A 26,931-nucleotide genomic window follows, 5' to 3' on the forward strand; every position below is an offset into this window, starting at 1 on the left:
TAGCACGGGGCGCGTCCATCGTATAACGAGGCTGTACCGTGACCACCCACACGTTTTCTTGTCCCGGCTGTGGACAGACAATAGCGGTGAACGCCGAGATGCGTGAGACGATGCTAGCGGTCGGCTGTCCGGTGTGTACGACGGCTGTCTCTCCTGACGACTTCTCGGAGTGTTCCGGCGGGCTACTCGAGCAGTAGTCCCAGCGGTCAAAATTCTGTGTCGGTTTCGAGGACGACCGTTCGGCCGCTAAGCTGGTCGGGATCAAGCCGGTAGAGATCGATGTCGAGGTCGGGAACGTCGTCGGCCCAGATCTCAAACAGTGGTCGGCGGGTCTCACCGTATTGGACGATGTCCTCCGGAGAGAGTGAGGCCGGGTCGACCTGTTCGAGCGTTCCGGTCGCGACGACACTGGCGTAGGACTCATCGTCTTCTTCGGATACAACGAGTCGCGCGGCGGGGTCGGTACCGAGGAACGCGCGCTTTTCGCTGTCGACGGTCGACACCAATCGGAGGTACACCTCGCGGTCGGCCTTGTGGTAGCCGTACGATATCGGGATCGCGTACGGGACCGACGCGTCGGCGAGGGCGAGGACGCCGGTCTCGTGGCGGCCGAGAAACCCATCGACCGCAGCAGCCGGCATCTCCGCCTCGCGCTTCGTCGTCATAACCGACACGTCGACACCCGAGAGCATAAACCACACGAGACACCACCGGTACGTCCGCTACCGGGAACCGGGCCGCGTTTCGCTCACTCGGCTGCCGTCGAGCCGGCACTGAGATCGGTTGCGACGACCGGCGCTCCACAGAGCGCACAGCCGGAGGTAAGCAGCGCCTCGCGCATGCCGTCGTCGACCTCGAACGAGCGACGACACTCGGAGCAGACGAACGTGTGCGTCGGTCGGGTCATACACAATACGTCCCGTATACCCCCATCAAACGCGGTCCGAGTTCTCACCGGTACGGAATCCGGTTCATCCGAGCATTGCCGCGAACAGTTTCCGCTGGGCGGCGGCGACGTGTTCGGTGAACGTCGAGCGGTCGATGTCGAGGGTAGCGGCGACCTCGCTTGCATTCGCGCCCTTCGGGTGGTCGAAGTAGCCGGCCTCGTAGGCCGTCGCGAGCACCTCACGTTGCCGTTCAGTCAGCTCGCTGCGGTCGACGGTAACGAGGTCGCTCTCCTCGGGTGTCGACGACGACTGGAGCAGCCGGACGACTTGCATGTCGGCACACGACTCTTGGAGCTCACCGAGCACGCGACGAAGCGTTGGCAGGTCCGCAGCGTGAAACGTCACGAGTAGCCGCCCATCACGGACGGTGGCGTCCGCCGTCGGGACGCCGTGTCGGTCGAGCGTTGCGAACGGCGAGTCGGAGATGCACGGTGCCTCGAACCGGTACGCCGCCTTCTCACCGTAGTCGAACACTGTCTCGACATGCTCCGGCAAGCGGAGGTCTGTGGACGCGGTGAACTCGATCACGACCGTCTCTTTGCCCCCCCCATCGCCTTCTGGCTCGACCGATCGGCGCGTTCGTTGCACGCTGTAGACGGGCGTCGATCCGTCGAGTACCCCGTCGAACGGCGACGGAGACGACGCGGGCAGCGACACCTCCGCTCTGATGCCGGCTCCCATCGATCGACTCTGTCTCCGCCGGGGCAAAACGCTGACGCCCCTGCGAGAGGTATAAAATACCCCGCATATGGAGGGACCACACTCGGGGGGACGGACCACCACACTTCGTGTATGAAGCGTTCACCCCGCCCCGAGAGACCGTCGACGATGACCGAAGCAGACGAGGCACTCGAAACTGCGTTCGACGCGCTCTCTGATCCCGACTGTCGGGCCATCCTCGCGGCGGTCGACGACCCGATGACCACGAGCGAGATCGCGGACGCCTGTGACCTCGCGCTCTCGACGGCCTACCGCAAGGTTGAGCAGTTGAACGCGACCCCGCTTCTCACCGAAGGGGTCCGGTTCGATCCCGACGGCGACCACGCGGCCGAGTACTCCCGTGGGGTCTCAGAGGCCACTGTTTCGCTCTCTGACGCCGGCGTCTCTCTCGCGGTCGAGACCGACGAGGCTGCCTCGTCAAGCTTCGACGCCGTCGGCGTCTCCGCGGACTGACCACGCCGCCTCAGGTCGGTCGCCGGTCGTCGCCGCCCCGCAGCTATCGGCCGTCCACACGCTTTGATTCTCACACGTGATTCTCGGGGGCGTAGCGTTAACTCCCCCGCTCGTCGATCGTCGCGGTATGCCCATCTCGTCCGGTACTCGCGCGTTCTGCGATCTCACACGGGATGGCGTCGCCGTAGTCGACGCCCAACTGCGATACCGGTACCTCAACGAGACGACAGCCGACTTGATCGGCTTTGACGCGGGGGCGCTCGTCGGTGCCGACGCGCTCCGTTGGGTGCATCCCGACGACGAGCCGTCGCTTCGCGCGCTCGTGACCGAACTTCTCGAGACGGTAGACGGTGCCAATCGAACCGTCGACGACGTGGTCGACCCTGCCGTGGAGACCGACAACGACAAAGACGGGTACACATCGACCGGCGTCACCGGTGGCGTCGCCGTCGAGTACCGACACCAGACCGCCGCCGGCGAGTGGCGGCGACTCCGCGGCGAACTGTACCCTACCGCTGGCGAGCCGGTCGACGGTGTCCTCGCCCGGGTGCGACCCGCAGAGTCAGTAGCGTCGACGCACCCGCTCGAGACGCTTGCCGACTGCTCGGCGGACGTCTCGTGGATTGCGGCGCCCGACTGGTCGCGACTCCAGTACGTCGACGGCCCCGTCGAATCGATGCTTGGACTCGATCCCGCGGCGATCCGCCGCCGACCGCGGCGACTCTTGGAGCTCGTGCACGCCGACGATCGCCCACAGATCGACCGAGCGATGAGCCGACTCTCAGGAGGTGAGTCCACCCAGGTGGACTACCGAATCGAGCGCCCCGACGACGAGGTCCGGTGGCTTCGTGTCCCCGCCGAACCGGTGGTTGAACACGGCCAAGTGGTCGCTATCGCCGGCGTTCTCCGAGACGTCACCGACGAGTATCGACGCAACCGACAGCTTGCGGTGATGGATCACCTTCTCCGACACAGCATCCGCAACGAGATGAACGTCGTCTTAGGGACGGCCTCGCGTATCGCCGACCGGGCGTCGTCGACACGTACAGCCGACGCGTCGTCGGTTCACACCGACGTCGAGACCATCCGTCGCGCGGCGACGGGGCTGCTCACGACCGCCGAGAAGCAGCGAGACGTGATCGACCTACTGTGTCGCGAGCGCGCGCCGCGGCCGGTTGCCGTTGAGCCGGCGGTACGACGCGCGGTCGACGCGGCGCGCGCACTCGACCCGACGGGTGAGATATCCAGCGCCTGTCCGCCTGGAGCGACCGCGCTCGCGCTTCCCGAACTTGAAGACGCGATCGCCGAACTCGTCGAGAATGCGGTGCAACACGCTGACGGCCAGCCGAACGTCCACGTCGACGTGACCGTCACGGAGACGACGCTGACGGTCGCCGTCGCCGACAACTGTCCGCCGGTACCCCCGACGGAGCGGCACGTGATCGCGGACCGATGGGAGGTCGACCACCTCCGCCATACGGCCGGGATGGGTCTCTGGCTCGTCTACTGGATCGCGGACCGCTCTGGTGGTCGGCTCTCGTTCGACACCCACGAGGCGGGAAACGTGGTGACGATCTCGGTTCCCGCAACCCGCGAGTCTCCCGCGACAAACGACCCGGTCGAGTCGCTTGACGACGGCGGGGGAGCGACCGACGGCGGGGCAGCAACCGACGGCGGATCCGAATCCACCGATGACGCGGGGACGGCGACCGAGTAAATATCAGTATAAAACGTGTGTATTCACTACCACGATGCCCCAGATGTTCACGATCGATCTATCCGGCGCGCCGTGTTCCACGGTTGTTAAACCGATCCTCCCTGTATCTCAAATCGATGGGTACGCTCACCGAACTGTTCGACCCGGATCGGGTCGCGGTCGTCGGCGCGACGGCCCGCGAGGGTGCGGTCGGTCGGGCCGTCACGTCGAATCTGCTCGCAGACTTCGACGGCGAGACGGTCCCCGTCAACCCGAACTACGACGAGGTGCTCGACACTCCCTGTGTGGCTTCCGTCGACGACGCGGACGCGGACGTCGCCGTCGTCGTCGTGCCGCCGTCCATTGTGTTAGACGCCATCGAGGCGTGTGGCGAGGCGGGGACGCAAAACGTCGTCGTGATCACCGCTGGCTTCGGCGAGACCGGCGAGGACGGCGCAGCGCGTGAACAGCGACTCGCCGACCTCGCCGAGGAGTACGACCTCAAAATCGTTGGTCCAAACAGCCTCGGCATCATGTCGACTCCCTCGGGCATGAACGCCACCTTCGGCCCGGAGAACGCGCTCCCCGGTGGCCTCTCGTTCATGAGCCAGTCGGGCGCGTTCGTTACGGCCGTCCTCGACTGGGCGAACGACAACGGCGTCGGGTTCAAAGACGTCGTCTCGCTGGGCAACAAGGCGGTGTTAGACGAGACCGACTTTGTCGACCACTGGGGCGACGATCCGGAGACCGACGTGATAATCGGCTACCTCGAGGGGATCTCCGACGGACGCGAGTTCATCGAGACTGCCCGTGAGACGGCGCGAGACACCCCGATTGTGGCCGTCAAATCCGGTCGCACGAGTGCCGGCGCACAGGCCGCCTCCTCACACACCGGCACGCTTGCAGGCTCCGAGAAAGCGTACGAGGCCGGCCTCGACCAAGCCGGTGTCATCCGCGCTGAGTCGGTCGACGACCTCTTCGATGCCGCCGGCATTCTTGGCAGCCAGCCACTTCCGGATACTGACAGCGTCGCCATCGTCACCAATGCCGGCGGACCCGGCGTTATGGCGACCGACGCGGTCGGCGACGCCGGCCTCGACTTGGCGTCGTTCGCTCCCGAGACGACGGACGCACTTCGCGAGTCGATGCCGGTAGAGGCGAACATCCACAACCCGGTCGACGTTATCGGCGACGCCGACGTAGACCGGTTCCGCGAGGCGCTCGAGATCGCCCTCGCCGACGAACACGTCGGGGCCGCACTCGTCTTGGCAGCGCCGACGGCTACGATCGACTTCGACGCTCTCGGAGATGCAGTCCGCGAGACCGTCGAGACGACGGACGCCCCCGTGGCTGCCTGCCTGATGGGTGGTGATCGCACCCGGGAACCGACCCGGAAGCTCCAGGAGGCGGGTATTCCCTGTTATTTCGACCCCGCCCGTGGGATCGACAGCCTCGCAACGCTTGCGGAGTACCGCGATATCAGCCAGCGTGTGTACGCCGACCCGATGTCGTTCGATGTCGATCGCGATCGCGCACGCGAGATTCTTGAGACCGTCCGCGACCGCGACGACAACCGACTCGGTGTCGAAGCGATGGAACTCCTCGACGCGTACGGCATTGCGACCCCTGCCGGCGAGATCGTCGACTCCCCGAGCCGTGCAGCTGCGGTGGCCACCGATATCGACGGCGACGTCGTGATGAAGATCGTCTCCCCCGACATCCTCCACAAGTCCGACATCGGTGGCGTCGCCGTCGGAGTGGCGGCCGAAGACGTCGCCGACACCTACGAAGACCTGATAACCCGGGCGCGCAACTATCAACCCGATGCGACGATCCTCGGTGTCCAGGTACAGGAGATGGTCGACCTCGACGCCGGTGTCGAGACCATCGTCGGCATGAACCGCGACCCACAGTTCGGCCCGCTGCTGATGTTCGGGCTTGGCGGGATCTTCGTGGAGGTGATGGAGGACACGACGTTCCGCGTCGCGCCCGTCTCCGAGCCGGAGGCTCGTGAGATGACCCGCGAGATTCAGTCTGCGCCGCTATTGCGCGGTGCTCGCGGCCGCGACCCGGTCGACGTCGACGCCGTCGTCGACACGATCGGTCGGCTCTCACAGCTCGTCACGGACTTCCCCGCGATCGTCGAACTCGACATCAACCCGCTCGTTGCACTGCCCGATACCGACGGCGAGGCGAACGCCGCCGCCGTCGACGTCCGACTCACCGTCGACCCGGAGACACTCGACTCATGACTGACACCACCACGACACTCGTCACCGCGACTGGAGAAGGCGTTGGAAAGACCGCGATCACCCTGGCGCTCGCACGACTCGCCGCTGCCCGCGACCAGGACGTCGGCTATATGAAGCCGAAGGGCACTAGGCTCCAGTCGAACGTCGGCAAGACACTCGACCAGGACCCGATGCTCGCCCGCGAGACGCTCGGCTTAGACGCCGAGATGCACCAGATGGAGCCGGTCGTCTACTCGCCCACGTTCGTCGAGGGCGCCATCCGCGGCACCGAAGACACCGACGCGCTCCGCGACCGGATCGCGACGTCGTTCGAGACGCTCGCTGATGGCCGTGACCACGTGTTCGTCGAAGGCGGCGGCGAGTGGCGAACCGGCGGTGTCGTCGAACTCACCGACCCGGACGTAGCGGAGCTGTTAGACGCGCGCGTCGTTCTCGTCGCTGAGTACAACTCGCCCGGCGACCTCGACGCGGTGCTTGCAGCCGCCGACGCGTTCGGTGACCGACTCGCGGGCGTCGTTTTCAACAAGGTCTCGGACGCGGCTTACGACTCACTCGGCCAGGACGGCATCCCGTTCTTGGAGTCCCGGGGTATCGCCGTCTTCGGGGCACTTCCACACGAAAAAGAGCTTGCAGGCGTTACCGTGGCGGCGCTCGGCGATGAACTCGGCGCAGACGTCCTGACTGACGTCTCGACCGACGTGTTCGTCGAGCGCTTCCTCGTCGGCGCGATGGGCGGAGACGAGGCGCTTCGACACTTCCGACGCGCCCGCGATGCGGTCGTGATCACTGGCGGCGACCGCGCAGACGTCCAGACCGCGGCGCTCGATGCATCAGGTGTCAAGTGTCTGCTCCTCACTGGAGGCCACCGGCCATCCGGCGCGGTGCTCGGCCGTGCAGCGGAGGCTGATACGGCCGTGATCGCGGTCAACACCGACACGGCGACCGCGATCGACCGCGTTGAATCCGTGATCCACGGCGGTCGAACCAGTGACGCTCGTACCGTCGACCGCATGCTGGGATTGCTCGACGCCCACGTTGACGTCGATGCCGTGATCTGACGCTCTACTCGACGACATTGTCTGACATACTGTTTTCAGGGAGGACGTCGAAACTGCTCGTATGACCAGTCTCTCGGAGACGTACGGGGGCGCCGGGGGGTCCGAGGTCGGCCCGCGGCGCCTGTCGCTTGGCGTGGGGTTGTTCCTCGGGGGGACGCTGCTCCTCGTTGCTGGCATCCTCGCCGCCGCGGAGGTGTTCGTCCCGGTTGGCACCACGTCTGGCGCTGCGAGACAGCTCGGCGGTATCCTTGGCGGCATCGGCGTCCCGCTCGTTACGCTTGGTGTGATGACGGTCCTCCCGGCTGACCGTCGCACCCGAGTTGCCGCCGTTGTCGGCGCGGCGATTATGGCGCTCGGCGTAGCGCTGTTCTCACAGGCGTACCCGAACCACTGGGTTGGGGGACCGCGACCGGAGCTCGTCGACCTCACCCTGCCGACTGCAGGTGTCTACTTCCTCGGCGCGGCGACCACTATGTGGTCGGTGTTCGTCGGCGTCGCTAACTTCAAGACGCGCAACGACCCGGGTGGGACGGTGACGATGGAGGTGACCCACAAAGGCGAGACACGGGTCATCGAAGTTGACCGCAACAGCATCCGTGGACTCGGCGGCGTCGGACTGGTTGGGGAGGCGCCCGACGGTAGCGTCGAGACGCAAACCAGCGGCGCGTCACTCGGATCGAGCGGTGCAGCCGGCGTCAGTGACGGTGGAGACGCGACACCTGAGATCTCCTCGCCGCTCGACGAAGCGGATCAACAATCCCCGTCGCCCGGCCCCTGGGAGACGTCCTCTTCGTCGAGTTCGGCCGCTCCTGGGTCACGATCGAATCTGACCTCGTCGGCGCGGACGACGGCGACACCCTCGTCGCCATCACGTCCAACGACGGCTGACGGGCCCGGGGACGTCTACTGTGGCAACTGTGCCAAGTTCGACTACGTCCGCACTGAGGACGGAATGGCTCCGTACTGCGGCCTCCACGATGAACTCATGGAGGATATGACGGCCTGTGACGAGTGGACGCCACGGTAAGCGGTCCCAAAGTGCGCCCTCACGTGGGGTCTCCCGACGGCAGCTGTGACTCGGCGATCGCGAAGGTGAGCGTGCTCAAGACGCCGAGAAGCGTTCCGCCGGCGAGCACCAGCGCGAGGTCGGCAAGCGTCAGTGACGTAACGCTGGGTGTCGACGGTAGCACGAAACCGGTCACGCCGTACGAGACGACAGCGATGGCGACGACATAAAACGGCGCGTTGAGGTATCGCCAGCGGAAGCGCCCGGCGAGGTACTCGTCGGTGATCTGTCCGAGACTCGACGTTACGCCGGCGACGCCGAGCCACTGGACGAATCCGTGGACGAACGCGGTGACGGTCGTGCCGAGCGGTAGTGCGCCATCGGTGACGCCGCGGACGGCGGCGACCGTCTCGGTGCCTTGGACACTGCCGACGACGATCAACGCGAGGGCGACGACGTACGTGATGAGTGTCACTCGACCGGCATACAGGAGGTTTCGGAGTGCGTCGGCGGTTCGGTCGACCGACGCTTCGAGCCCGAGGCCACGAAACAGCGAGTAGAGGCCGACGCCGCCGGAGATGAGTCCGAGGACGGCCGCTCCGGCGACGTCGAACCGGTTTGCGAGCACGACAAGCGGGTAAATGAGCAGGAGGATACCGAGCGGCACGAGGATCGTCCCGCGCGTCTCCGGGTCCGCAAGCACCTGCTTAATGGTGTAATACAGTGATTCGAGGTCCTGTGCCTGCCGCACGACCACGCGTCGCATCCCATCGATCGGCATCCGCGACCGGATCACGGGCAACACGGACTCGTCTTGGGCGCCGTCTGTGATCACGATTGCCGACACCTCCTCGCCGGTCGAGAGCTCGGCGAGTACGCGGTCGACTTCGGCGCCGACCGCGCGATTTGCCTGCACGTCCGATCCATCGGCGCCTGTGACGGCCGCGACCGTCACCGCCTCACCCTTGGCTGCCAACTCGTCGTGGACCGTAACCCCCTGAAACAGGACGTTCACGTCCGAGTCCTCCGGGTCGGCGGTCGCAAGCGCGACTGCGGCCTCGGTGACGTTGTCGTCGCCGAGCACCGGGGTCGGGATCCCGGTCTTTCGGCCGAGGTCGTCGTCGAGGTCCACACAGAGGACGAGCAGCATAAAGTGAGGGTACACGAGGGGTCGACATATGCTTTCGGCTCGCCGTCGTCCTTCGGTTCGAGCGCTATCGACGATCTCAGCCTAGCTGACGTGTCGCCGGCTTCGACGCTTCGGACGCTTTTTTACCGCGGAGCCGAAAGAGTTGCGTAGATGATCTCCAAGGGCTGTGAACAGTGCGCCAAAGGGGGCAAGATGGTGCTCTTCGTCTACGGCTACTGCGACCAGCGGGACTGTTTCTACTGCCCGCTCGGAGAGAACCGTAAGAACGTCACCGATGTCTACGCCAACGAGCGGCGCGTCGAGTCCGACAGCGACGTGATCGAGGAGGCCAAACGGATGAGCGCGCTCGGTACCTCGATCACTGGCGGCGAGCCACAAGAGGCGATGGCGAAGACGACGCGGTACCTCTCGCTACTGAAAGATGAGTTCGGCGAGGACCACCACACCCATCTCTACACCGGCATCACCGGTGGACGAGCGAACATGCGCCGGCTGAGCGAGGCCGGCCTCGATGAGATCCGCTTTCACCCGCCGTACGAGCTGTGGGGTGACCTCCACGGCACCGAGTGGGAGGACATCCTCTACATCGCTCGCGAAGAAGGGCTCACCCCCGCCTTCGAGATCCCGGGCATCCGGGCCGAGCCGGAGTTTCTCGACTTCCTCGATGAGGGCGCAGCCGACTTCTGTAACGTCAACGAGTTCGAGATGAGCGACGGCAACTACCGGCGGATGCAAGAGGAAGGCTTCGAGCTTCAGGAGGGTCATATGTCCGCTGTCGAGGGGTCGAAAGATGATGCGATCCTTGAGGACATGGCAGGCCACGAGAAGGTGTACTTCTGTACGTCGGTGTTCAAAGACGCCGCTCAACACCGAAACCGGCTCAAACGGATGGCACGCAACATCCGGCGCGAGTTCGACGAGGTCACTGACGACGGAACGCTGGTGTACGGCAAAGCGTTCGCGCCGGGGACGCGGTTCGAGTCGCTTGGCGTCCCCGAGGAGTTCTACACAGTGAAGTCGAACCACGTTGAGGTCGCCTGGTGGCTTCTCGAAGAGATGGTCGAAACGGGCGATCTCGACCGTGGGGAGATCGTCGAACAGTACCCGACCGCTGACGGGACCGTCGTTGAGCGGACACCGGTCGCCTAAGATATCGACTCCCTGCGGTGGCGCGCGCCTCACGAGCCGCGAAGCGTGCTCGTGAGCGCGTGCGAGGGATGAGTGAGTCGCCGCAGGCGATGAGCGAATCGGTTGGGGAGGGTGTGGCGGGAAGTGCCGTCCGTGTGTCACAGAGCGTGGTGTTCGCACAGCCACAGACGTACGGAACCGGTTGGGGAGGGTGTGGCCAACTGGTGTCTGGGTGTCGTTGAGTCCTCCTGTTCACACGCCTCACACCCTAACCGAGTCACCACAGAAGCTGAGCCCTGCCAGATTTGAACCGACTCACCGCAGGAGATGGGCCCTGCCGGATTCGAACCGGCGATCAACTCGTTATGAGCGAGTCGCTTTAACCGGACTAAGCTAAGGGCCCGTACGGGTGTATATCGGTTGTTTCCTCTTTAGCGTACCGGGTTTGGACGCCCAGTACGCGAGGCGTCGTTCAGATGAAAACGTACGACGCCGAAGCCAGGACTCGAACCTGGGACCGCCTCGTTAACAGCGAGGCGCTCTACCAACTGAGCTACTTCGGCTCGATTCAGCGTACTCGGGACGATTTGATAGGGCTTTCGTTTCCACCCGCCCGCGGACGGTCGACTGGTTCGACGAGGCTCGAATTCCCGTATGCACCGCTACACGCCGACCGACACGCTTTCGAGCGAACCGGGCGAACGCTGGCCATGGCCGACCTCGATTCGGTACTGTCGCGTGTCCGTGACCGCGCCGTCCCGAGCGACACGGAGCGAGCGCAACTCCGGAGCGTGGCCGCCGAGCTGACGGCGAGCGCGCAGTCGGCGATAGCCGACGTCCCGGTCGACGCCGACGTGGTGCAAGTCGGGTCGACCGCCCGGGGTACGTGGGTCTCAGGCGACCGTGACATCGACCTCTTCGTGCGGTTCCCGGCTGACCTCGACCGTGAGGCACTCGAAGAGTACGGACTCGCTGTCGGTCACGCGGTCCTCCCAAGCGGTCACGAGGAGTACGCCGAACACCCGTACGTCAAGGGCGTGTACGACGGGTTCGACGTCGACCTCGTCCCTTGTCACGATGTCGAGCGAGCGAGCGACCTCGTCTCGGCGGTTGATCGCACCCCGTTCCACGACGCGTACCTCTCGGCCCGGCTCGATGACGACCTCGCGGCGGACGTCGTCCTCGCGAAGGCGTTCCTGAAGGGAATCGGTGCGTACGGAAGCGACCTCCGAACCGAGGGGTTCTCCGGCTACCTCACCGAGCTGCTCGTCGCGGAACTCGGCGGGTTCGTCCCACTCGTCGAGTCGGCACGAAGCTGGCATCCACCCGTGGAGTTCGACCCCGAGGCGCACGCCACACAGACGTTTGACGACCCCCTCGTCGTCGTCGACCCCACCGACCCCACCCGCAACGTCGCCGCCGTGCTCTCGGCGGCGAACCTCGCCCGGTTCCAACACTATGCCCGCGACCTCCTCGAAACCCCGCGTATCGAGCTGTTCGAGCCGGAGACACCGGCGCCACTCGACGCGGCCGAGGTTCGCAACCACCTTGCGCGCCGCGAGACGACACCGGTGGCCGTGGTCTTTCCGGCGCCGAACCTCGTCGACGATCAGCTGTGGCCACAGCTTCGCCGGTCACTTGACGGGATCGTTCGCGGCCTCGACGACCGCGGGTTCGGTGTGCTCCGTGCCCGCGCGATGGTCGAAGACGCGACCACCACCGATGCGACCACCACCGACGCGACCACCACCGATGCGACCACCACCGATGCGATGACGACACAAATGGCGGCGCTCTACGCCGAACTCGAGACAGCGACCCGCCCAGCCGTTGAGCGTCATGAGGGGCCACCCGTTGCGGTGCGACAACACGCCGAACGCTTCTACGAGACGTACGCCGACGATGTCGACCCAGAGACGTACGGACCGTTCATCGACGCCGATCGATACGTCGTCGAACGGCAGCGCGAGTTCACTACGGTCCGCGGGTACCTCGAGAGCGACGCCGCTGGCGACGTCGCACTCGGTGCCCAGGTGGAGTCAGCATTCGCCGACCGCGACGTTCTCGTCGGCGAGGCGGTCACAACACTCGCCGATCGTTTTGGCTCGACGCTCCGATCGTTTTACGAACCACACCCGTGAGCCCGGCCGCGGACGACCCTGCTCACCGCGACAGACGGCCGAACCCCACGTATACACCGACGAGCACTACGACGATGACCACACTGAGCACGGTGAACAAGAGCGCGACCTGGGGGAACGCCAGCCACAACGCGACGTAAAACGAGAACGCGAAGGCGGCGAGCGCGGCGATCACGACCCCACGCGTCGGATTCTGTGCGGCGGCGACGAACAGCCGCTGGAGCAACGAGAGATCGGCGAAGTCGACGTCGCCGACCTCGCCTGGGGCGGCGTCGTTCGAGGCGGCGTCGGCGTCGGGCACAGACGGTCCCGCTCCGTCGACGGGGACGTCTGTGCTCGCGTCGGCATCGGCATCGGCGTCGGCATCAGTCACAGCTGTCGATACACTCTGGTGGGTTCTGTACCTGTCGCTCCACCTGCGGTCACCACAGCAAGAGGACGAGCCGTGACCCGGTGACGGCACCGGTGACCGCGAGCAGCACGGTCCCGACGGCAAACCGCGCGGCGGTGCCCACGTCGCCGTCAGCGGCGGTTCTGACGGCTTCGACCGCCAACGAGGAGAACGTGGTGAACGCCCCACAGAAACCCACGCCGGCGACGAGCACGAACGTGGGTCCGACCGGTGCGGCGAGAACGGCCCCGAGCGCGATGCTTCCGACGACGTCGACTGCGACGAGCGACCGCCGTCCCGTGAGCCACAGTCCGACCACGTGCCGACAGACGGAGCCGGCCGCCCCACCGCCGCCGACTACGAGCACCTGGAAGAGTGGGGTGACACTCATCGGCCACCCCCGACGGCGAGTCCGACGACCGCGGCGGCGAAGCCGAGGCCGTAGCTGAGGGCCACGTAGAAGGTCCCACCCGTCGCACCCAGCGCAATCGCGTCGGTCACGAACGTGCTGTACGTGGTGAACGACGCGATCAGGCCAGTTCCGACGAAGAGCCGCACCTGTGGCGTCGTCGTGCGTGCGACGAGCGCCCCGAGCGCGAACGAGCCGACGACGTTCACAAGAAGCGTTGCCACCCCGGTCACGTCTCCGAGGACGGCAGCGAGGCCGACGTCGACAGCGTATCGGCTCACCGAGCCGACGAACCCGCCGACCGCGACGAGCGCGATACCCCGAATTGATCGATCCATACAGGCCTGACTGACCAGCGTCGCTTGGCGATTCCGGTGTCGACGTGACACGCGAACACGGCGACTACCCGCCGGCTGCGTCGCTCGCTCGTGGGCTCCCACCGCCGTGTGGCGTCCGTCGCTCACGGACCCGAACGAGATGGGCGGTCTCGCTCGCGTCGTCGACGACGAGCGCCTCGCCCGTCCCGCTCGGGAGTCGTGCGGCGAGATCGCCGGTCAGGTACGTCGCCTCGGCGGCCGCGAGCGCGTCGACGTCGGGACCGGCGGTGAGTCGGTGGGCGATCAGCAGGTCCGCCTGTGAGACGGCGACGTCCGGCAGTGCGCTCGGTCGCTGTGTCGCACACACGAGCGAGACGCCAGGGGCGCGTCCGCGAGTCAACAGCGTTCGGAGCGCCGCGTCGGCTACCCCACCGAAGAACGCGTGCGCCTCGTCGACGAGCAGCCACGGTAGCTGCGCTATCACACCGGCCAGTCGTGCCTCGTAGAGCTCGCGAGCGACGGCCCGAACGACCGCCCCGGCCGCCTGTTCGGATACGTCTGCGAGATCGATTACGACCGGGTTGCCGTCACAGACGAGCGTCGAGACCGGCGGCGCCTCGGCGTCGAAGACGCCCCACGACGCCGCCAGCTGGAGGTGATTACGGACCGCCCGACATGTTCGGCCCGGGGCGTCTGCGGCCGCGACGCGGGCACCAATCGCCTCGAGAGACGGACATCGTCCCGCGTCCGCGCCGTCACTAACCGCGTCAGCGACGGAACGCCACAGCAGGCTCCCCGGCCCGCTCGTCGGGTCGAGCCCCACGAGATCCGGCCACACAGACGGCGGGATCGCTGCTGGCTGCACCGCTGGCTCGACGACCCGGCCGCCTTCGGTCGTCACCCCCGCAAAGACGCCCATCAGGTCGACGATCACCGGTGTGACTCCCGGCGCTGCTGACAGCCCCTCGGCGAGGACGCCGAGGGTGTACGACTTCCCCGTCCCTCGCTTGCCGAAGACGACGCCCGCGTGCGGTGTGTCCGCGTCCACCCACACGGGCGCTCCGTCGCTGCCGTCGCGGGCGAGAAACGACCCCAGCCGCACTGCTCTCGGCGGCCGATCGCTCTCGATGCGCTCGCTATCGTCCAGTTTGGTTTCCGCCAGTTTGCGCGGTGGATTGTCGATTCCCCGTTCCCGCCCGAGCACCTCCATACGCCGCGTGCCGCGCTCTCGGATAAAAACGGTCGCCAGAGCCGGCCTCGTCAGCGCGCCCGACGATTTATACGCGATACCGCGGCCATCGGGTATATGCCCGAGTTACGGCCGCAGACACGCGTTCGATCGTTTCTCGCCGACCGCCGCGCCATCGAGGGGCTCCCAGTCAGACTGGTGATCGCCCTCGTCGTTGGCGTCGCGAGCCTGAGCGTGATGATGGGGATGATAAGTGACATCGATGGCCTCGCGGCGACCGAAGTCGATGTTCGACCGGACCCGGAGGTGACGACGGCGGGAACACAAACTATCGAGGTCGCCGTCGTCGATCCAGACGGCAACCGTGTCTCGGACGCGACGGTTATCGTCCGCGGTGGGTCCGCAAGGCTCGACGGGATCGCCACGGGACGAACCGGTCCCGACGGCGTCGCCAGCGTCGAGGTCGAGCCGACACTCGGGGCGAATCAGCTCGACGGCACGCTTACGATCGAGGTCAAACCGCCGGCAGGGAGCACGTACGTCGACGAGCGGGGCAACACGGAGGTGCTCGTCGTGGCTGACTAACGCTGGGTTTCCCAGTCGATCCACTCCTGCTCCCAGCCGTGGCGGGCACGCTGCCCCTGACGGGCTAACTCCGCGTCCTCACGACGGGTGCGATTCCGCTCGACACCGGCCTGCTCGCCGTCGACGAGCATCGGCCGTAGCCGAGCTGGTCCGCCCGTCTCCACAGTGTGAAAGCCGTCTGGGGCCTCCTTGACGGCCGTACTGGCGTCGCTGTCCGGTCGACGCTCGTCGCCCGCCCGGCGCTCGATGGCGACGATCGTTTGATCGCCAACGCCGCGCGGATAGACGACGCGCCCGTCGTCTGCGAGCTGCTCACCGCACAACGCACGCGGCGGGGTCACCACGGCCGCCTCGATCAGGATCCGGTCGTACGGCGCGTACTCTGGAACCCCCTGTGCGCCGTCACGACAGTCGACGAAGACCGCGTCGTAGCCGGCATCGGCGAGGTTCGAGCGTGCGAGGTGAACGGCTCGTCGGTCGATGTCGATCGCGTGTACGTGTCGCGCGCCGGTGATCTCCGCGAGCGCCGCGCTGGTGTAGCCGACGCCCGCGCCGACGACGAGCACGTCGTCGCCGGCGGTGGCGTCGAGCGCGGTGAGCAGCCGTGCGACTGTCGTCGGTGCGAGTGCCCGCGTCCCGACGGCCTCACTTGCGCGGTCCGCGTACGGCGCGTCGTCGACGAACGCCTTCCGTGGGACCGCTTGGAGCGCGCTCAACACGGCTCCGCCGAGCGGCTCGCCCAGCCGGTGTTCGAGCCCCTCGATCATGTCGGCACGCAGCGCCGCCTCGTCCATACCCGACCTCGGCGGTGTGGCGATTAAAACTGCACGCCTCGCCCGGCGTCACTCGACGTCGATCCGGTGGGTGTCGGCGGCGGATCGCTTCGGCAGCGTGACGGTGAGCACGCCGGCGTCGTACGCGGCGGTCGCTCCCCCCGCGTCGACCGTCGCACCGACCGGCAAACGACGGGAGACGTCTCCGCGGTGACGCTCGCGGATCTGGTAGGTGCGCTCGTCGGTCGATGGCGATTCACCATCGTGAGTCGCCCCAGCGTTATCATGGGGTGGCTTATCGTCTCCGTGGTCTTCCCCAGCGTCATCGTGGCTCGCCTCGTCGTCACCGTGGTTCGCTTCGGCCGCCTCCGGTTCCCCGATCGAGGCAGCGTTTTCGGCCGGAGTCGCAGCGATCGTGAGCACGCCGTCGTCGAATTCGACGGTGATAGACTCTTCCTCGTAGCCGGGGAGGTCGGCGGCTACGGTCACCGCGTTTGGACCTTCGATGACGTCGACCGGCACCCGGCGGCCACCGGGTAGTTCGAAGCTCGCACCGATCTTCCCGAGCTCCTGATCAACGCGTTCGACCAGCTCTTCGACGTCTGTGAACGGATCACGTCGGTTCATATAGGTCAAAATTGGTGCCCGATCGACTTCAATATGTGGTCACAAGAGCCGCCAGTAGTACGGGCTCACGAATCCCTCGATTACGGCCGCGATGGCCATGAGCACGCCAACTCCGACGATCACCCAGAATGCGTGTTCAAGCGCGTCTGCGAGCGCTGTTCGCCGCAGACGACCACGGTACGTGCGCCAGGCGACGACACCGAGACGGACACCGACAGCTCCGGAGATGATAATCGCGGGGATCTCAAGGAGCCCATGTGGCGCGACGAACGCAACGAGCGCCTGGCGGTTCACCTCCAGTGCGGCGACGCCACCGAGGATGGCCCCATTGAGCGCAATCGACATCACCGCTGGGACGGCCAGTGCGATCCCGCCGAACGCGGTCGCCATCGCAACCGTCCAGTTGTTGCCGAAAAACGTGACCGTGGCAACCGGTGGCATGTGTCCGACGAGTCGGGCCTCGATCGACGTCGACACCGCGCCGGCGAACGGCTCCGCAGCGGCCCAGCCACCGATCCCGGCCCCGACGCCGACGGCAACCACGAAGAGATGGGTCACCGGTGTCCGCCGGACGAATCCGGTGAGTTCGTCCCACCCACGACGGAGCCCACGGGTGAGCTGTTCGACCGGGTCGACAGCGGGCGCCCCAACGGGGGCGACCACCCCGCGGTGGTCGCCGTAGAGCGCGGTCTTCACGATGTCGAGCGCCGGCGCAGCGACGAGGGCGCTTCCCAATGCGACGAGGGCGCTTCCGCCGAGATACACGGCGCCGGAGGCCGCAGACGAGATGGCAACCAAGACGCCCGCGGCCACCACGAGGTACGCAGCGGCGTCGACGGGATTCGCCCGGATGAACCCCCCGGCGCTAGACACACCATCGAAGACGCCGACGTCGTCTACGACGACGGCCGCGGGCGCGAACGCGAAGACGACACGGACGAGCACTAGCGCGCTGCCTGCGACGAGCACCATACCGAGCCCGACGAGCGCTCCGGCGAATGGTCCGGCGACGAGGCCGATGACACCGACGACACCGCTGGCAAGCGCGGTGATACCGATCCAGAGAACGATCTCTGCGACGTACAGGCCGAGAAACGTTCGCCACCGATGGCGACTCCCAACGACCCCAGCTGTCCCGCCGCGATCACCACGAATTCGGGCGGCGACGGCGCTCATCTGTCCGGCTGAGACCGCCGCGTACGCGAGGATCGCGATGAGTACCGTGAGGAGCACGCCGCCACCGAGGAGCCCCACCGCGGTCGGTGAGGCGAGTGGTTCGACGACCGGTTCGACGTCGCGCGCCCAGCGAGCGATCGCCTCCGGGTCCTCCGTAGATGGCGGTGTCAGGTCCGCTCCTGCGAGCGCGTCGACGGCAGCGTCTACTCGACCGGTCAGCTCGGCGTGGAGGTATGCCCCGGCGAGTGCGAGCAACAGCCCGGTACGAGCGATTGCCGGCACGGCCGTCCCGAGAAGATAAAACGGCAGGAGGTCGGCCGGCCGCCGTCGAAGGGTCGTCACGGTGACGGCGACGGCCGTCGATAGGTCCATACTGGCGATTCGGTCGTCTCGCACTTAATTCCCGCCGCGGGCGTCGATCACTCGTCAGGGTACTTTGGTTCGCGTCGCTCGGCACGCGAGAGCGCGCGCTCCATCACGGCGCGAACGCTATCCGTCCCGTCAGCAGCCCGATAGACGTCGCCGTGGCCCGGATACATCGCCCCAACCGCGTCCGGGAGCTGCTCAAGGAGTCGCTGGAGACTGGCGATCAGTCGCTCGCGTGACTGTCCAGGGGCATCGGTTCGGCCAAACGATCCGTCGTCGAAGGCGCCGTCGGTGTAGACGACGACGTCGCCGGTATAAACCCGTGTGTCACCTACGAGTGAGATGTGGTCGGGAGCGTGGCCTGGCGTCTCGACGACGGTACACGTCTCGTCGCCGATGCGTATCTCGTCGCCGTCGGTGAGCGAGTCGTCTCTACGCGGGTGGTCGGCGGCCGCGAGCAGACGCGCGTCGAACCGATCGAGCACCGCGTCGAGCTCGCCAACGTGGTCGCGGTGCTGGTGGGTTACCACTACCTGGTCGACCGTGTCGACGTGGTCGGCGATCACGGCGTCCACACCGGGCATCGTTCCGGCGTCGACGAGCGTCGGTCGCTCGCCGGGGACGAGGTACGCGTTACAGGTGAACGACGTCGCATCGGCGGTGACACAGATCGGCTCCATGTGTCTGATTGGCGCCGGCCGGGTGAAAAACCGCACGTGCGGGCCCGGCGAGGGATTTATTCCGCGCAGGCCAGTAGTACCACATACACATGGGTTTCGGGAGCTACGACGAGTCCGAACAGGAGAACCAGGACCTCGACGCGGACTTCGACGACGAAGACGGCGTTCGCGCTGCCCAGGAGACCCACGACGGATCCGTCGAGTACGAACCAGGCGCATCGAACGACGAACTCCTCGATCGGCTCGAAGAAATCAAAGCTGAGGAGTGACACCGCCGAGTCGCACGCTCGGCGTCGCCTTCTCCGACGGTGACCGTGTGAGCCGAATCGCGGGCGCTATCTGTCGAGCCGATGGTACCGTCGATGGCCTTGCGTACGACGCGTGCACTGTCGGTGGAACCGACGCAACCCAGGCGGTTCGTTCACTCGTCACCGACCTCGGCCGCGAGGACGTTCGCCACGTCTCACTCGCCGGTGTTGCCCCCGCGTGGTTCAACCTAATCGACCTAGAAGCGCTCCAAGCGGCAATCGACCGTCCCGTCACCGCCGTGAGCTACGAGGCGAGCGACGGCCTCGAGCCGACGCTCTGTGAGGCCTTCGACGGTGAGGCACTCGAGACCCGACTGTCGACGTACCGGTCGCTTCCGTCGCGCCATCGCGTCGACCCGCTCACTGACGACGAGTCGGCCGCATCCGCGACTGGTCGGTCGACCGCACCTACGACCGCCGCCGACCCGAATCGCGATCTCGCGCCGCTTTTTGTCCGGGCCGTTGGGATCGATGCCGACCGCGCCGCGACGGTCGTCCGGTCTCTCGTCCGAGCGGGATTCCGCCGACCCGAGCCGCTTCGCGTCGCTGGAATCGCGGCAGATGCCCACCGCGCGGCGACGCCCGACCACATCGACTCCGCGTAGTGGGTGGAGTGACGACGGCAGGAACCGGGTCTCCGTGCCGATGGATATAATCCACCGCCAGCCGAGGCCCTCGGTGTGACCGACAGCCGCTTCGCTGACCGTGCAACGATCGAGCGGACACCGACACACGCGGCCGCGCTCGACTGTCTCGCGGCCGGTATCGACGCCGCGCTCCCCGCCTCGGTCGTCGCCGACGCCGTTACGGTCGACAGCGGGACACTTCAGATCGCCGACGTCGACGGGACGACCACGGCCGTTACTCTCGACGCGTACGACCGGATCCTCCTCCTCGGCGCGGGGAAGGCTGCGGATGACCTCGCGTCGGCGCTCGCCAAGCGGCTCGGCGACCGGATTGACGGTGGGGCAGTCATCACGACGGATCCGGAAGACGCGGCGAGCGAGCCGTTCGCGGTGCTGCCTGGCGACCATCCTCGGCCGACTACCCGTGGGACCGAGAGCGCAAAACGAGTCCGCGAGGTTGCTGCGGCGGCAGGCGAGCGTGACCTCGTCCTCGTCGCGCTCACCGGCGGTGGGAGCGCGATCCTCGCGGCCCCGGCCGACGGGATCCCTGTTGCGGCCCTCCGAACACTCACCGACGAGCTGCTCGCGTCCGGCGCCTCAATTGGGGAAATAAACGCCGTCAGAAAACATTGTTCGGCGGTCAAAGGCGGCCGCCTCGCGGCACTCGCTGCCCCCGCGCGGGTGGTGACGCTCGCCGTGAGCGACGTGGTCGGTGACGACCCGGCCGTGATCGCAAGCGGTCCGACGACGCCCGACTCCACCACGTTCGCGAACGCCATCGACGTCGCCGAGCGCTATGACCTCGATCTCCCATCTGTGGTCGACACACACCTTCATGCGGGAGTCTCCGGCGAGCGCCCCGAGACGCCGACGGCTTCTCACCCGGCGTTCGACCGCGCGTTGGGGGCCGTGCTCGCCAACGGCGAGACAGCGCTGACGGCGGCGGCCCACGCAGCTGAGCGGCAAGGCTACGACGCCACGATCGTTGCGGCCGACATCGAGGATGACGCCGGCACGGCCGGCCGCGAGCACGCTGCGCTCGCCGGGGGGTGTGTCGACACCGGCTCACCGGTGTCGCCACCCGCGGTGCTCCTCTCCGGCGGCGAGACGACGGTACGGCTCTCTGAGACGCCGACCGAACCGGGCGTCGGCGGTCCAAACGCTGAGTTCGTCGTGCGCGCGGGACTCGCGCTTGACCGCGAGGATATCGTCGTCGCCGCCGTTGACACCGACGGAATCGACGGGGCGAGCAACGCGGCCGGCGGCATCGTTGACGCCGAGACGGTAGCCGACGAGGCCGCTCGCGAGGCGCTCGCACGACACGATGCCGCCTCGCTGTTGGCCGACGCGGACGCGCTGGTACGAACGGGACCCACAGGTACGAACGTAAACGACCTTCGCGTCGTCGCTGTCGGGCCCGGTGTCACCGATGGCGGTGACGATTCGGTGAATGCTATCGACTCGGACGCCCGGTGAGACCGACCGAACTTATGCCGCCGCCGGGCCGATCTGGTCCATGAGCGAAGATCCACCGCAGCTCGATGAACACCTTGAGGTCGGAACCTGCGAGCGATGTCCGGCGCTCGTCGCGTCGCGCACGCAGATTGTCGAGGGGGTCGGACCGGTCGACGCGGACCTCCTGTTTGTCGGCGAGGGCCCGGGGGCGTCCGAAGACGAACAGGGTGAGCCGTTCGTCGGGCGGTCCGGCGACGTCCTCGACGAGGCGCTCCGCGACGCTGGACTCGCCCGACCGGATGTCCGAATCACGAACTGCGTACGGTGTCGACCGCCGGACAACCGCGATCCGACCGCCGAGGAGCTCACGAACTGTCGTGGCTACCTTGAGGCGGAGATCGACCGGCTCGACCCGACGCTCATCGTCACCCTCGGGAAGGTGCCGAGTGAACACCTGCTCGACCGATCGGTGGCGATAACCGGCGAATCGGGCGACATCGTCGACGTCCGGATCGCCGACGCGTCGCGTCGCATCTTGCTTTCCGTCCATCCGGCGGCGACGCTGTACGACCGGAGCCAGCGGGCGGGATTCTTCGAGACGATCGCGATGGCGGCCGAACTGACTGGGGCCGGCAGCGCCACCGGAACCGGGGGCGACGGTCAATCGCGGCTCGGTGAGTTCTGAGTGGAGGCTGCTCGGTGTGGGGTCACCAAGGTGCCACTATCTGTCGGCTCTCGGGGTGCACGTGTCGGTTTGTGGACGAGTACATACGCAACATAGTAAACGATTAGTCGTCCGAGACGATGTTTCTCCGTGTATGTCCGACAACAGGTGGTCGGCGAATCGGCGAACGTTTCTCACGACAGCGGGCGCGGCCGGAGTCGCTGGGCTCGCCGGCTGTTCCAGCGGCGGCGGCTCCGCCGGTGACGAGGGGTCTAGCGGGGAGGGTGACGCATCAGGTGACGGTGAGACGACGGGGTCGACCGAGTCGACGCCGACGGCACAGTTCATCTTGAATCCCGCAGAGGCGGACGTTGAGATCGAACAACAGTACCAGCCGATGTTTGAGTACCTTGAGTCCGAAGTCGACGTCGCGATCGAACCGGATCGCGCGGCGAGCTACACGGCGACGCTCCAGGCGATGCGCAACGATCAGGGGGAGATCGCGGATATCTCGCCGTCTGCGGTGGTCGCTGGCGAGGGTGTCGTCGATATCGTTGGCGTCCGGATCGCCTACGGCGCGGCCCAGTACTTCTCGACTATCACCACCACACCCGACTCGGGGATCGAGTCGCTGAGCGACCTCGAGGGCGAGCTGATCTACATGGGCGATATCCTCTCTGTGTCGGGGACGCTCGTGCCACTCACCGTGTTACAAGATGCCGGACTCGACATCGGAAGTGCCCCCGACGGGGACGCCGTTGACTTCGACGCAGAGTACTCCGATCACACCACGGCCCGCGAACAGATGGCTCAGCGCGACGACGTGATGGCGGCGACGACCGGCGCGTTCTCGTCTGCCCCGTTCGTTCCACAGGCGCAGTTCGAGGAGCTGTCACAGGACTTCGTCGACATCTCTGCGGAGTACGAGGGCGCCGGCGACGAGATCGAGTCGTCTGGCACCGAGCTCCAGCTGATTGCCGTCTCTGACCCGATCCCGCGAGCGCCACTCGTTACCCGTAGCAACTGGGAGTCCCCGGTAAAAGCAGAGATCGAGGAGGCGATACTGAACGTGACCGAGTCGGATCTCAGCCACGGCGACGACTACGACGGCGAGCCGCTCTGGTTCACCGGCGTCCAGGCGGGTGACTACGAGGACTACACCATGATCGCGACCGTGATGGACGAGCTCGGTCTCGAGTTCGAAGACCTCTCGTAACGACAGCGGACCACCACACACTACATGAGTCGCATTACGGTCGACGGCCTCACGAAGCGGTTCGGCGACACCGTCGCGCTCGACGACGTCTCCTTCGAGATCCCCGGCGACGAGTTCGTCGTCGTGCTCGGCATCTCCGGATCCGGGAAGTCGACGCTGCTCCGGTGTCTCAACGGCTTGGAGACGCCCACGGCGGGGACGGTTCGTATCGACGATGCACCGGTCACGGGTCCGCGTGACGACATCGCGATGATCTTCCAACAACACAACATCATCGGACAGATGACCGCGTACTCGAACGCGCTCACCGGCTCGCTCAACCGCAACTCGTTCGTGCGCTCGCTGCTCCAGTTTCAGGACGCAGACGACAAACTCCACGCGTTGGATGCACTGGAAACGGTCGGCCTCTTAGACGAGGCCCAGCAGCGGGCCCGGCAGATGTCTGGCGGCCAACAACAGCGGGTCGGAATCGCCCGTGCGCTGGTCCAAGACCCGAGCGTGCTGCTGGCTGACGAGCCGGTCGCGAGTCTCGACCCGGGCTCCGCCCAGCAGGTGATGGGGTACCTCCGAACCGCCGCACGCGATCGGGGACTGACCGCGATCATCAGTCTCCACCAGGTGAACCTCGCGCGAAAGTTCGGTGAGCGCTTTATCGGGCTCCGGAACGGCCGGAAGGTGTTCGACGGCTATCGAGACGCGCTCGATATGGACGTGATAGACGAGATATACGGCGACATCGACACCGACGAGTTGTTCGCGCCTGAGGGCTCGACAAGCGGTGATGCCGCCTCGGCCGACGGATCCGCGACGACGGAGCCGACGGGTGACACGACGGAGGCGGCACCTGACGGGGGGAGTCGACAGTGAGTCACTCTGACCGCGTCCGCGACCGGTACGCCGACATTGCCCTCGCGCGCAAGGTCCGCGTCGTGGTGCTCGCGATTGGCGTCGTCGTCACGACTGCGGCGTTCTACTACGCCCTCACGTCGGTCGGGTTCTTTGCGGCAAATATCCCGCGGTACCTCCCGAACTTCCTCGGTGCTCTCGGTGACTTCTTCCCATTTCTCACCCTTTCGTTTCCGTACGTCGACCCGGCGGGGTTCATCGAATACTGGACGTTCATCGAGGAACGGAACCTGATCTGGGGCGGGTTCGGCGGTGACACACCGCTGCTCGGAGAGGCCGGCATCACGCTGGCGATGGGCTTTGCCGGCACAGTCATGGGGTTCCCGTTGGCGCTGTTGTTCGGCGTCCTCGGATCGGGACGGGTCACGCCGTTCCCGTTCAACTTCCTCTTTCGCGGGGTCATGTCGTCTATTCGTGCGATCCCCGCATTAGTGTGGGCGCTGATCTTCATCCCGCTTGGCGGCATCGGTCCCGTCACGGCGACGCTCGCGATTGCGACGGACACGATCGGTAACCTCGGACGGCTCTTTACCGACGAACTCGAGGAGATCGAAGACGGTCCGATCGAGGCGATGGAGACGACCGGCGCGAACAAACCACAGACGATCACCTTTGGGATGCTCTCACAGGTGACGACGCCGTTCATCGCGTGGACCCTGTACATCTTCGAAATCAACGTTCGGATCGCTGTCTCACTCGGCATCATCGGTGGTGGCGGCCTCGGACAGGTGTTGAGCGTCCAGCAGGGGCTGTTCGCGTTCACCAACATGATGGCGACGATCCTCGTCATCCTGGCGTTGATAATCAGCGTGGAGGTCGTCTCTCAGCGGGTTCGGTCGACACTGCGCGCAGACGAAGAAACGCAGGGACTCGTCTCGCTCCTGCTTGGGTTCCCCCAGCGGATGGCCGAGTCGGTGCTGAAGTGAGCCGAAGGGAAACCGACTTTTCCTCGCCCGATAACAGGAACGTATGCACTCGTTTGAACCGCCCGCGGAGACGCTGGCGGACGTCGTCCTCGTTGACTATGGCCTCGGAAACCTCCGCTCTGCGTCTCGCGGGCTGGAGCGGGCGGGCGCGGCCGTCGAGATCACCGACGACCCCGAAGCGTTCGCGGCCGCAGACGGGGTCGTGCTCCCCGGTGTTGGTGCGTTCCGCGAGGGGATGGAAAACGCCGGCCCGCTTCGTGAGGCGCTCACTGACCATGCCGCGGCGGGTCGCCCGCTTTTTGGCATCTGTCTCGGTATGCAGATGCTTCTCACCTCCAGTGAAGAAGCCGACCACGAGGGCGAAGGCGAGGTGACTGGCCTCGACCTGATTCCCGGCACCAACGTCCGGTTCGACGTCGACCGGAAGGTGCCCCACATGGGGTGGAACGAGTTGGTCGTCGAGTGCGATCATCCCCTCGTCGCCGGGGTTGACGGCGACCACGCCTACTTCGTCCACTCGTATTACGCCGAGCCTGCCGACCCTGACGCGGTCGTCGCGACAGCGGACTACGGTGTCGACTTCCCAGCGGTCGTCGCCAACGACGCCGGCAACGTCTTTGGCACACAGTTTCACCCCGAAAAGAGCGGGGAGACTGGGCTTCGGATACTCCAGAACTTCGTCGAGTACTGCGCTGAGTAGGCCGCCGGATCACCTGCTCAGAGTCCGTCGTACGGCCCGGATTTCGCCGCTGTCAACCGGTCGACCTGTGCGGGTGAGAGGTCTATCGACGCGGCCGCGAGGTTCTCGTGGAGCTGCTCGACAGTCCGTGCGCCGACGATCGGCGCGGTGACCCCGTCGCGGTGACACAGCCACGCGAGCGCGACCTGTGCCGGCGTGGCGTCGACTGCGGTGGCGACCGCGTCAAGCTCCTCGTGGACGTCGAAGTTCTCTGGGGTGAGGTACGACTCCCGAAAGCGACTCGAAGCTGCCACTTTCGAGCCGGCCGGCACGTCGGCGTCGCGGTCGTACTTCCCGGTCAGAAACCCTTGCCCGAGCGGACTCCATGGGCAGACGGCGAGCCCCTGCTGGCGGGCGAATGCCAGGTAATCGCCTTCGATCTCGCGGTCGACGAGGTTGTACCGCGGCTGGAGGACGGTGAACGGCTCCCATCCGTTCGTGCGGGCGATCTCGTTCGCCCGGGCGACCTTCCAGGCGTTCGGTCGGTGCGTTGAGGCGCCGAGGTAGTGGACGCGGCCTGACTCGACGAGGCCGTTGAGCGTCTTCATCAGCTCCCGGGCGTCAGTCTGGTCGTCCCAGCGGTGGATGTAGAGGACGTCGACGTAGTCCGTGTCGAGTCGGTCGAGCAGCGCGTCGATCCGGGCACGGACGTTCTTGCGGTTCGTGCCGCGACTGTTCGGGTCGCCGTCGCGGATCTGCCAGTAAATCTTCGAGGCGATCGTGTATCGCTCGCGGTCCCGCTCGGCGAGCCAGTCGCCGATCCATCGCTCACAGCTGCCGCCACCGTACACGTCGGCGGTGTCGATGTACCGGCCGCCGGCGTCGGCATACGCGTCGAGCAGCGCGTGTGCGCGCGACTCGTCGATCTCGGTCTCACCCGCCTCGTTCACCCGTCCGAACCGCCAGGTGCCGAACTGGAGCTCGCTCGTCTGGAGGCCGGTCCCCGTGAGCGGCGTGAACTCGAGGGTCCGCTGGGTCGGAGTGTTCGTCATCGATTGGTACTCATCGCCCGACGAGAAAAACCTGG

At 66.3% G+C, this 26,931-nt stretch carries 30 protein-coding genes and 2 tRNA genes; 17 read left to right on the forward strand and 15 right to left on the reverse strand.

Features of this window, described 5'->3' with window-relative positions; genetic code table 11:
* The first annotated feature begins 38 nt into the window (after nucleotides 1-38).
* The gene (locus ACWUI7_RS00785) at nucleotides 39-197 is read left to right on the forward strand and encodes a DUF7560 family zinc ribbon protein (protein WP_496640249.1); all 159 of its coding nucleotides are present in this window, start codon (nucleotides 39-41) and stop codon (nucleotides 195-197) included.
* 9 nt (nucleotides 198-206) lie between these two features.
* Here the strand turns inward: ACWUI7_RS00785 and ACWUI7_RS00790 are convergent, their stop codons facing one another.
* From ACWUI7_RS00790 to ACWUI7_RS00800, 3 genes are all read right to left on the reverse strand, one after another.
* Nucleotides 207-665, reverse strand: a complete 459-nt coding sequence (locus ACWUI7_RS00790; RefSeq protein WP_496640250.1) for a pyridoxamine 5'-phosphate oxidase family protein — start codon at nucleotides 663-665, stop codon at nucleotides 207-209.
* An 83-nt stretch (nucleotides 666-748) separates the two neighbouring features.
* Nucleotides 749-907, reverse strand: a complete 159-nt coding sequence (locus ACWUI7_RS00795) for a DUF7560 family zinc ribbon protein (protein WP_496640251.1) — start codon at nucleotides 905-907, stop codon at nucleotides 749-751.
* Nucleotides 908-971: 64 nt separating this feature from the next.
* Nucleotides 972-1,628, reverse strand: coding sequence for a helix-turn-helix domain-containing protein (locus tag ACWUI7_RS00800; RefSeq protein WP_496640252.1), 657 nt, complete (start codon nucleotides 1,626-1,628; stop codon nucleotides 972-974).
* A gap of 111 nt (nucleotides 1,629-1,739) precedes the next feature.
* On the opposite strand from ACWUI7_RS00800, the gene ACWUI7_RS00805 reads away from it, so the two are divergent.
* The 5 genes from ACWUI7_RS00805 to ACWUI7_RS00825 all read left to right on the forward strand — a co-directional run bounded on the left by ACWUI7_RS00805 (nucleotide 1,740) and on the right by ACWUI7_RS00825 (nucleotide 8,153).
* Entirely contained in the window at nucleotides 1,740-2,120 is a 381-nt protein-coding gene (locus tag ACWUI7_RS00805) for a helix-turn-helix domain-containing protein (protein ID WP_496640253.1), read from the forward strand.
* Nucleotides 2,121-2,247: 127 nt separating this feature from the next.
* Nucleotides 2,248-3,837, forward strand: a complete 1,590-nt coding sequence (locus ACWUI7_RS00810) for a PAS domain-containing protein (RefSeq protein ID WP_496640254.1) — start codon at nucleotides 2,248-2,250, stop codon at nucleotides 3,835-3,837.
* 116 nt (nucleotides 3,838-3,953) lie between these two features.
* Nucleotides 3,954-6,068, forward strand: a complete 2,115-nt coding sequence (locus tag ACWUI7_RS00815) for an acetate--CoA ligase family protein (protein WP_496640255.1) — start codon at nucleotides 3,954-3,956, stop codon at nucleotides 6,066-6,068.
* Nucleotides 6,065-7,126 carry a phosphotransacetylase family protein gene (locus tag ACWUI7_RS00820; protein ID WP_496640256.1) on the forward strand — a complete coding sequence of 354 codons (1,062 nt, stop codon included), beginning with the start codon at nucleotides 6,065-6,067 and terminating at the stop codon, nucleotides 7,124-7,126. The genes ACWUI7_RS00815 and ACWUI7_RS00820 overlap by 4 nt, the downstream gene beginning before the upstream one ends.
* Nucleotides 7,127-7,187: 61 nt before the next feature.
* Complete coding sequence (locus ACWUI7_RS00825; protein WP_496640257.1) at nucleotides 7,188-8,153, forward strand: cell division protein CdpA domain-containing protein; 966 nt, start codon at nucleotides 7,188-7,190, stop codon at nucleotides 8,151-8,153.
* A gap of 19 nt (nucleotides 8,154-8,172) precedes the next feature.
* Here ACWUI7_RS00825 and ACWUI7_RS00830 read toward each other — a convergent pair whose 3' ends face one another.
* A complete protein-coding gene (locus tag ACWUI7_RS00830; RefSeq protein WP_496640258.1) occupies nucleotides 8,173-9,282 on the reverse strand; it encodes a DUF373 family protein in 1,110 nt (369 codons plus the stop codon).
* 150 nt (nucleotides 9,283-9,432) lie between these two features.
* Between ACWUI7_RS00830 and ACWUI7_RS00835 the strand changes: the two genes are divergently transcribed.
* A complete protein-coding gene (locus ACWUI7_RS00835; RefSeq protein ID WP_496640259.1) occupies nucleotides 9,433-10,431 on the forward strand; it encodes a radical SAM protein in 999 nt (332 codons plus the stop codon).
* 307 nt (nucleotides 10,432-10,738) lie between these two features.
* On the opposite strand, the gene ACWUI7_RS00840 is transcribed toward ACWUI7_RS00835, so the two are convergent.
* Nucleotides 10,739-10,813 (reverse strand) — tRNA-Ile (locus ACWUI7_RS00840).
* A gap of 87 nt (nucleotides 10,814-10,900) precedes the next feature.
* Nucleotides 10,901-10,973, reverse strand: a tRNA-Asn gene (locus ACWUI7_RS00845).
* A gap of 147 nt (nucleotides 10,974-11,120) precedes the next feature.
* Here ACWUI7_RS00845 and cca point away from each other — a divergent pair.
* Complete coding sequence (gene cca / locus ACWUI7_RS00850) at nucleotides 11,121-12,551, forward strand: CCA tRNA nucleotidyltransferase (protein ID WP_496640260.1); 1,431 nt, start codon at nucleotides 11,121-11,123, stop codon at nucleotides 12,549-12,551.
* 22 nt (nucleotides 12,552-12,573) lie between these two features.
* Here the strand turns inward: cca and ACWUI7_RS00855 are convergent, their stop codons facing one another.
* The 4 genes from ACWUI7_RS00855 to ACWUI7_RS00870 all read right to left on the reverse strand — a co-directional run bounded on the left by ACWUI7_RS00855 (nucleotide 12,574) and on the right by ACWUI7_RS00870 (nucleotide 14,878).
* Nucleotides 12,574-12,924 (reverse strand): hypothetical protein, encoded by a 351-nt coding sequence (locus ACWUI7_RS00855; protein WP_496640261.1) that lies wholly within the window; start codon nucleotides 12,922-12,924, stop codon nucleotides 12,574-12,576.
* Nucleotides 12,925-12,973: 49 nt separating this feature from the next.
* A complete protein-coding gene (locus ACWUI7_RS00860) occupies nucleotides 12,974-13,333 on the reverse strand; it encodes a fluoride efflux transporter FluC (RefSeq protein WP_496640262.1) in 360 nt (119 codons plus the stop codon).
* Entirely contained in the window at nucleotides 13,330-13,689 is a 360-nt protein-coding gene (locus tag ACWUI7_RS00865; protein ID WP_496640264.1) for a fluoride efflux transporter FluC, read from the reverse strand. The genes ACWUI7_RS00860 and ACWUI7_RS00865 overlap by 4 nt, the downstream gene beginning before the upstream one ends.
* A gap of 64 nt (nucleotides 13,690-13,753) precedes the next feature.
* Nucleotides 13,754-14,878: an ATP-binding protein gene (locus ACWUI7_RS00870; RefSeq protein WP_496640265.1), complete on the reverse strand. Its 1,125-nt coding sequence runs from the start codon at nucleotides 14,876-14,878 to the stop codon at nucleotides 13,754-13,756.
* Nucleotides 14,879-14,974: 96 nt separating this feature from the next.
* Here ACWUI7_RS00870 and ACWUI7_RS00875 point away from each other — a divergent pair, with 96 nt between their 5' ends.
* Nucleotides 14,975-15,442, forward strand: a complete 468-nt coding sequence (locus ACWUI7_RS00875) for a DUF7382 domain-containing protein (RefSeq protein ID WP_496640266.1) — start codon at nucleotides 14,975-14,977, stop codon at nucleotides 15,440-15,442.
* On the opposite strand, the gene ACWUI7_RS00880 is transcribed toward ACWUI7_RS00875, so the two are convergent.
* From ACWUI7_RS00880 to ACWUI7_RS00895, 4 genes are read right to left on the reverse strand one after another with little or no spacing between them, the layout of a single operon-like run.
* Nucleotides 15,439-16,236: a protein-L-isoaspartate O-methyltransferase family protein gene (locus tag ACWUI7_RS00880; RefSeq protein WP_496640267.1), complete on the reverse strand. Its 798-nt coding sequence runs from the start codon at nucleotides 16,234-16,236 to the stop codon at nucleotides 15,439-15,441. The genes ACWUI7_RS00875 and ACWUI7_RS00880 overlap by 4 nt on opposite strands.
* A 48-nt stretch (nucleotides 16,237-16,284) precedes the next feature.
* On the reverse strand, nucleotides 16,285-16,842 hold the full coding sequence (locus ACWUI7_RS00885) for an Hsp20/alpha crystallin family protein (protein ID WP_496640268.1): 558 nt from the start codon (nucleotides 16,840-16,842) through the stop codon (nucleotides 16,285-16,287).
* A gap of 39 nt (nucleotides 16,843-16,881) precedes the next feature.
* Nucleotides 16,882-18,390, reverse strand: a complete 1,509-nt coding sequence (locus tag ACWUI7_RS00890) for a stage II sporulation protein M (protein WP_496640269.1) — start codon at nucleotides 18,388-18,390, stop codon at nucleotides 16,882-16,884.
* Nucleotides 18,391-18,437: 47 nt separating this feature from the next.
* Complete coding sequence (locus ACWUI7_RS00895) at nucleotides 18,438-19,064, reverse strand: MBL fold metallo-hydrolase (protein ID WP_496640270.1); 627 nt, start codon at nucleotides 19,062-19,064, stop codon at nucleotides 18,438-18,440.
* A gap of 89 nt (nucleotides 19,065-19,153) precedes the next feature.
* Between ACWUI7_RS00895 and ACWUI7_RS00900 the strand changes: the two genes are divergently transcribed.
* The 8 genes from ACWUI7_RS00900 to hisH all read left to right on the forward strand — a co-directional run bounded on the left by ACWUI7_RS00900 (nucleotide 19,154) and on the right by hisH (nucleotide 25,865).
* A complete protein-coding gene (locus ACWUI7_RS00900) occupies nucleotides 19,154-19,333 on the forward strand; it encodes a DUF5786 family protein (protein WP_435161985.1) in 180 nt (59 codons plus the stop codon).
* Nucleotides 19,330-19,977 carry an endonuclease dU gene (locus tag ACWUI7_RS00905; RefSeq protein ID WP_496640271.1) on the forward strand — a complete coding sequence of 216 codons (648 nt, stop codon included), beginning with the start codon at nucleotides 19,330-19,332 and terminating at the stop codon, nucleotides 19,975-19,977. Before ACWUI7_RS00900 ends, ACWUI7_RS00905 begins: the two co-directional genes overlap by 4 nt.
* A 75-nt stretch (nucleotides 19,978-20,052) precedes the next feature.
* A complete protein-coding gene (locus ACWUI7_RS00910; RefSeq protein WP_496640273.1) occupies nucleotides 20,053-21,474 on the forward strand; it encodes a glycerate kinase type-2 family protein in 1,422 nt (473 codons plus the stop codon).
* A gap of 40 nt (nucleotides 21,475-21,514) precedes the next feature.
* The gene (locus ACWUI7_RS00915) at nucleotides 21,515-22,138 is read left to right on the forward strand and encodes a uracil-DNA glycosylase (RefSeq protein WP_496640274.1); all 624 of its coding nucleotides are present in this window, start codon (nucleotides 21,515-21,517) and stop codon (nucleotides 22,136-22,138) included.
* Nucleotides 22,139-22,271: 133 nt separating this feature from the next.
* Entirely contained in the window at nucleotides 22,272-23,333 is a 1,062-nt protein-coding gene (locus ACWUI7_RS00920; protein WP_496640275.1) for a PhnD/SsuA/transferrin family substrate-binding protein, read from the forward strand.
* A 24-nt stretch (nucleotides 23,334-23,357) separates the two neighbouring features.
* On the forward strand, nucleotides 23,358-24,200 hold the full coding sequence (locus tag ACWUI7_RS00925; protein ID WP_496640276.1) for a phosphonate ABC transporter ATP-binding protein: 843 nt from the start codon (nucleotides 23,358-23,360) through the stop codon (nucleotides 24,198-24,200).
* Nucleotides 24,197-25,165 carry a phosphonate ABC transporter, permease protein PhnE gene (gene phnE, locus ACWUI7_RS00930; protein ID WP_496640277.1) on the forward strand — a complete coding sequence of 323 codons (969 nt, stop codon included), beginning with the start codon at nucleotides 24,197-24,199 and terminating at the stop codon, nucleotides 25,163-25,165. Before ACWUI7_RS00925 ends, phnE begins: the two co-directional genes overlap by 4 nt.
* 43 nt (nucleotides 25,166-25,208) lie before the next feature.
* Entirely contained in the window at nucleotides 25,209-25,865 is a 657-nt protein-coding gene (hisH, locus tag ACWUI7_RS00935) for an imidazole glycerol phosphate synthase subunit HisH (RefSeq protein WP_496640278.1), read from the forward strand.
* 17 nt (nucleotides 25,866-25,882) lie between these two features.
* Here the strand turns inward: hisH and ACWUI7_RS00940 are convergent, their stop codons facing one another.
* Nucleotides 25,883-26,896, reverse strand: a complete 1,014-nt coding sequence (locus tag ACWUI7_RS00940; protein WP_496640280.1) for an aldo/keto reductase — start codon at nucleotides 26,894-26,896, stop codon at nucleotides 25,883-25,885.
* Between the last annotated feature and the right edge of the window lie 35 nt (nucleotides 26,897-26,931).

The organism is Halorubrum orientale (genome assembly GCF_059623105.1).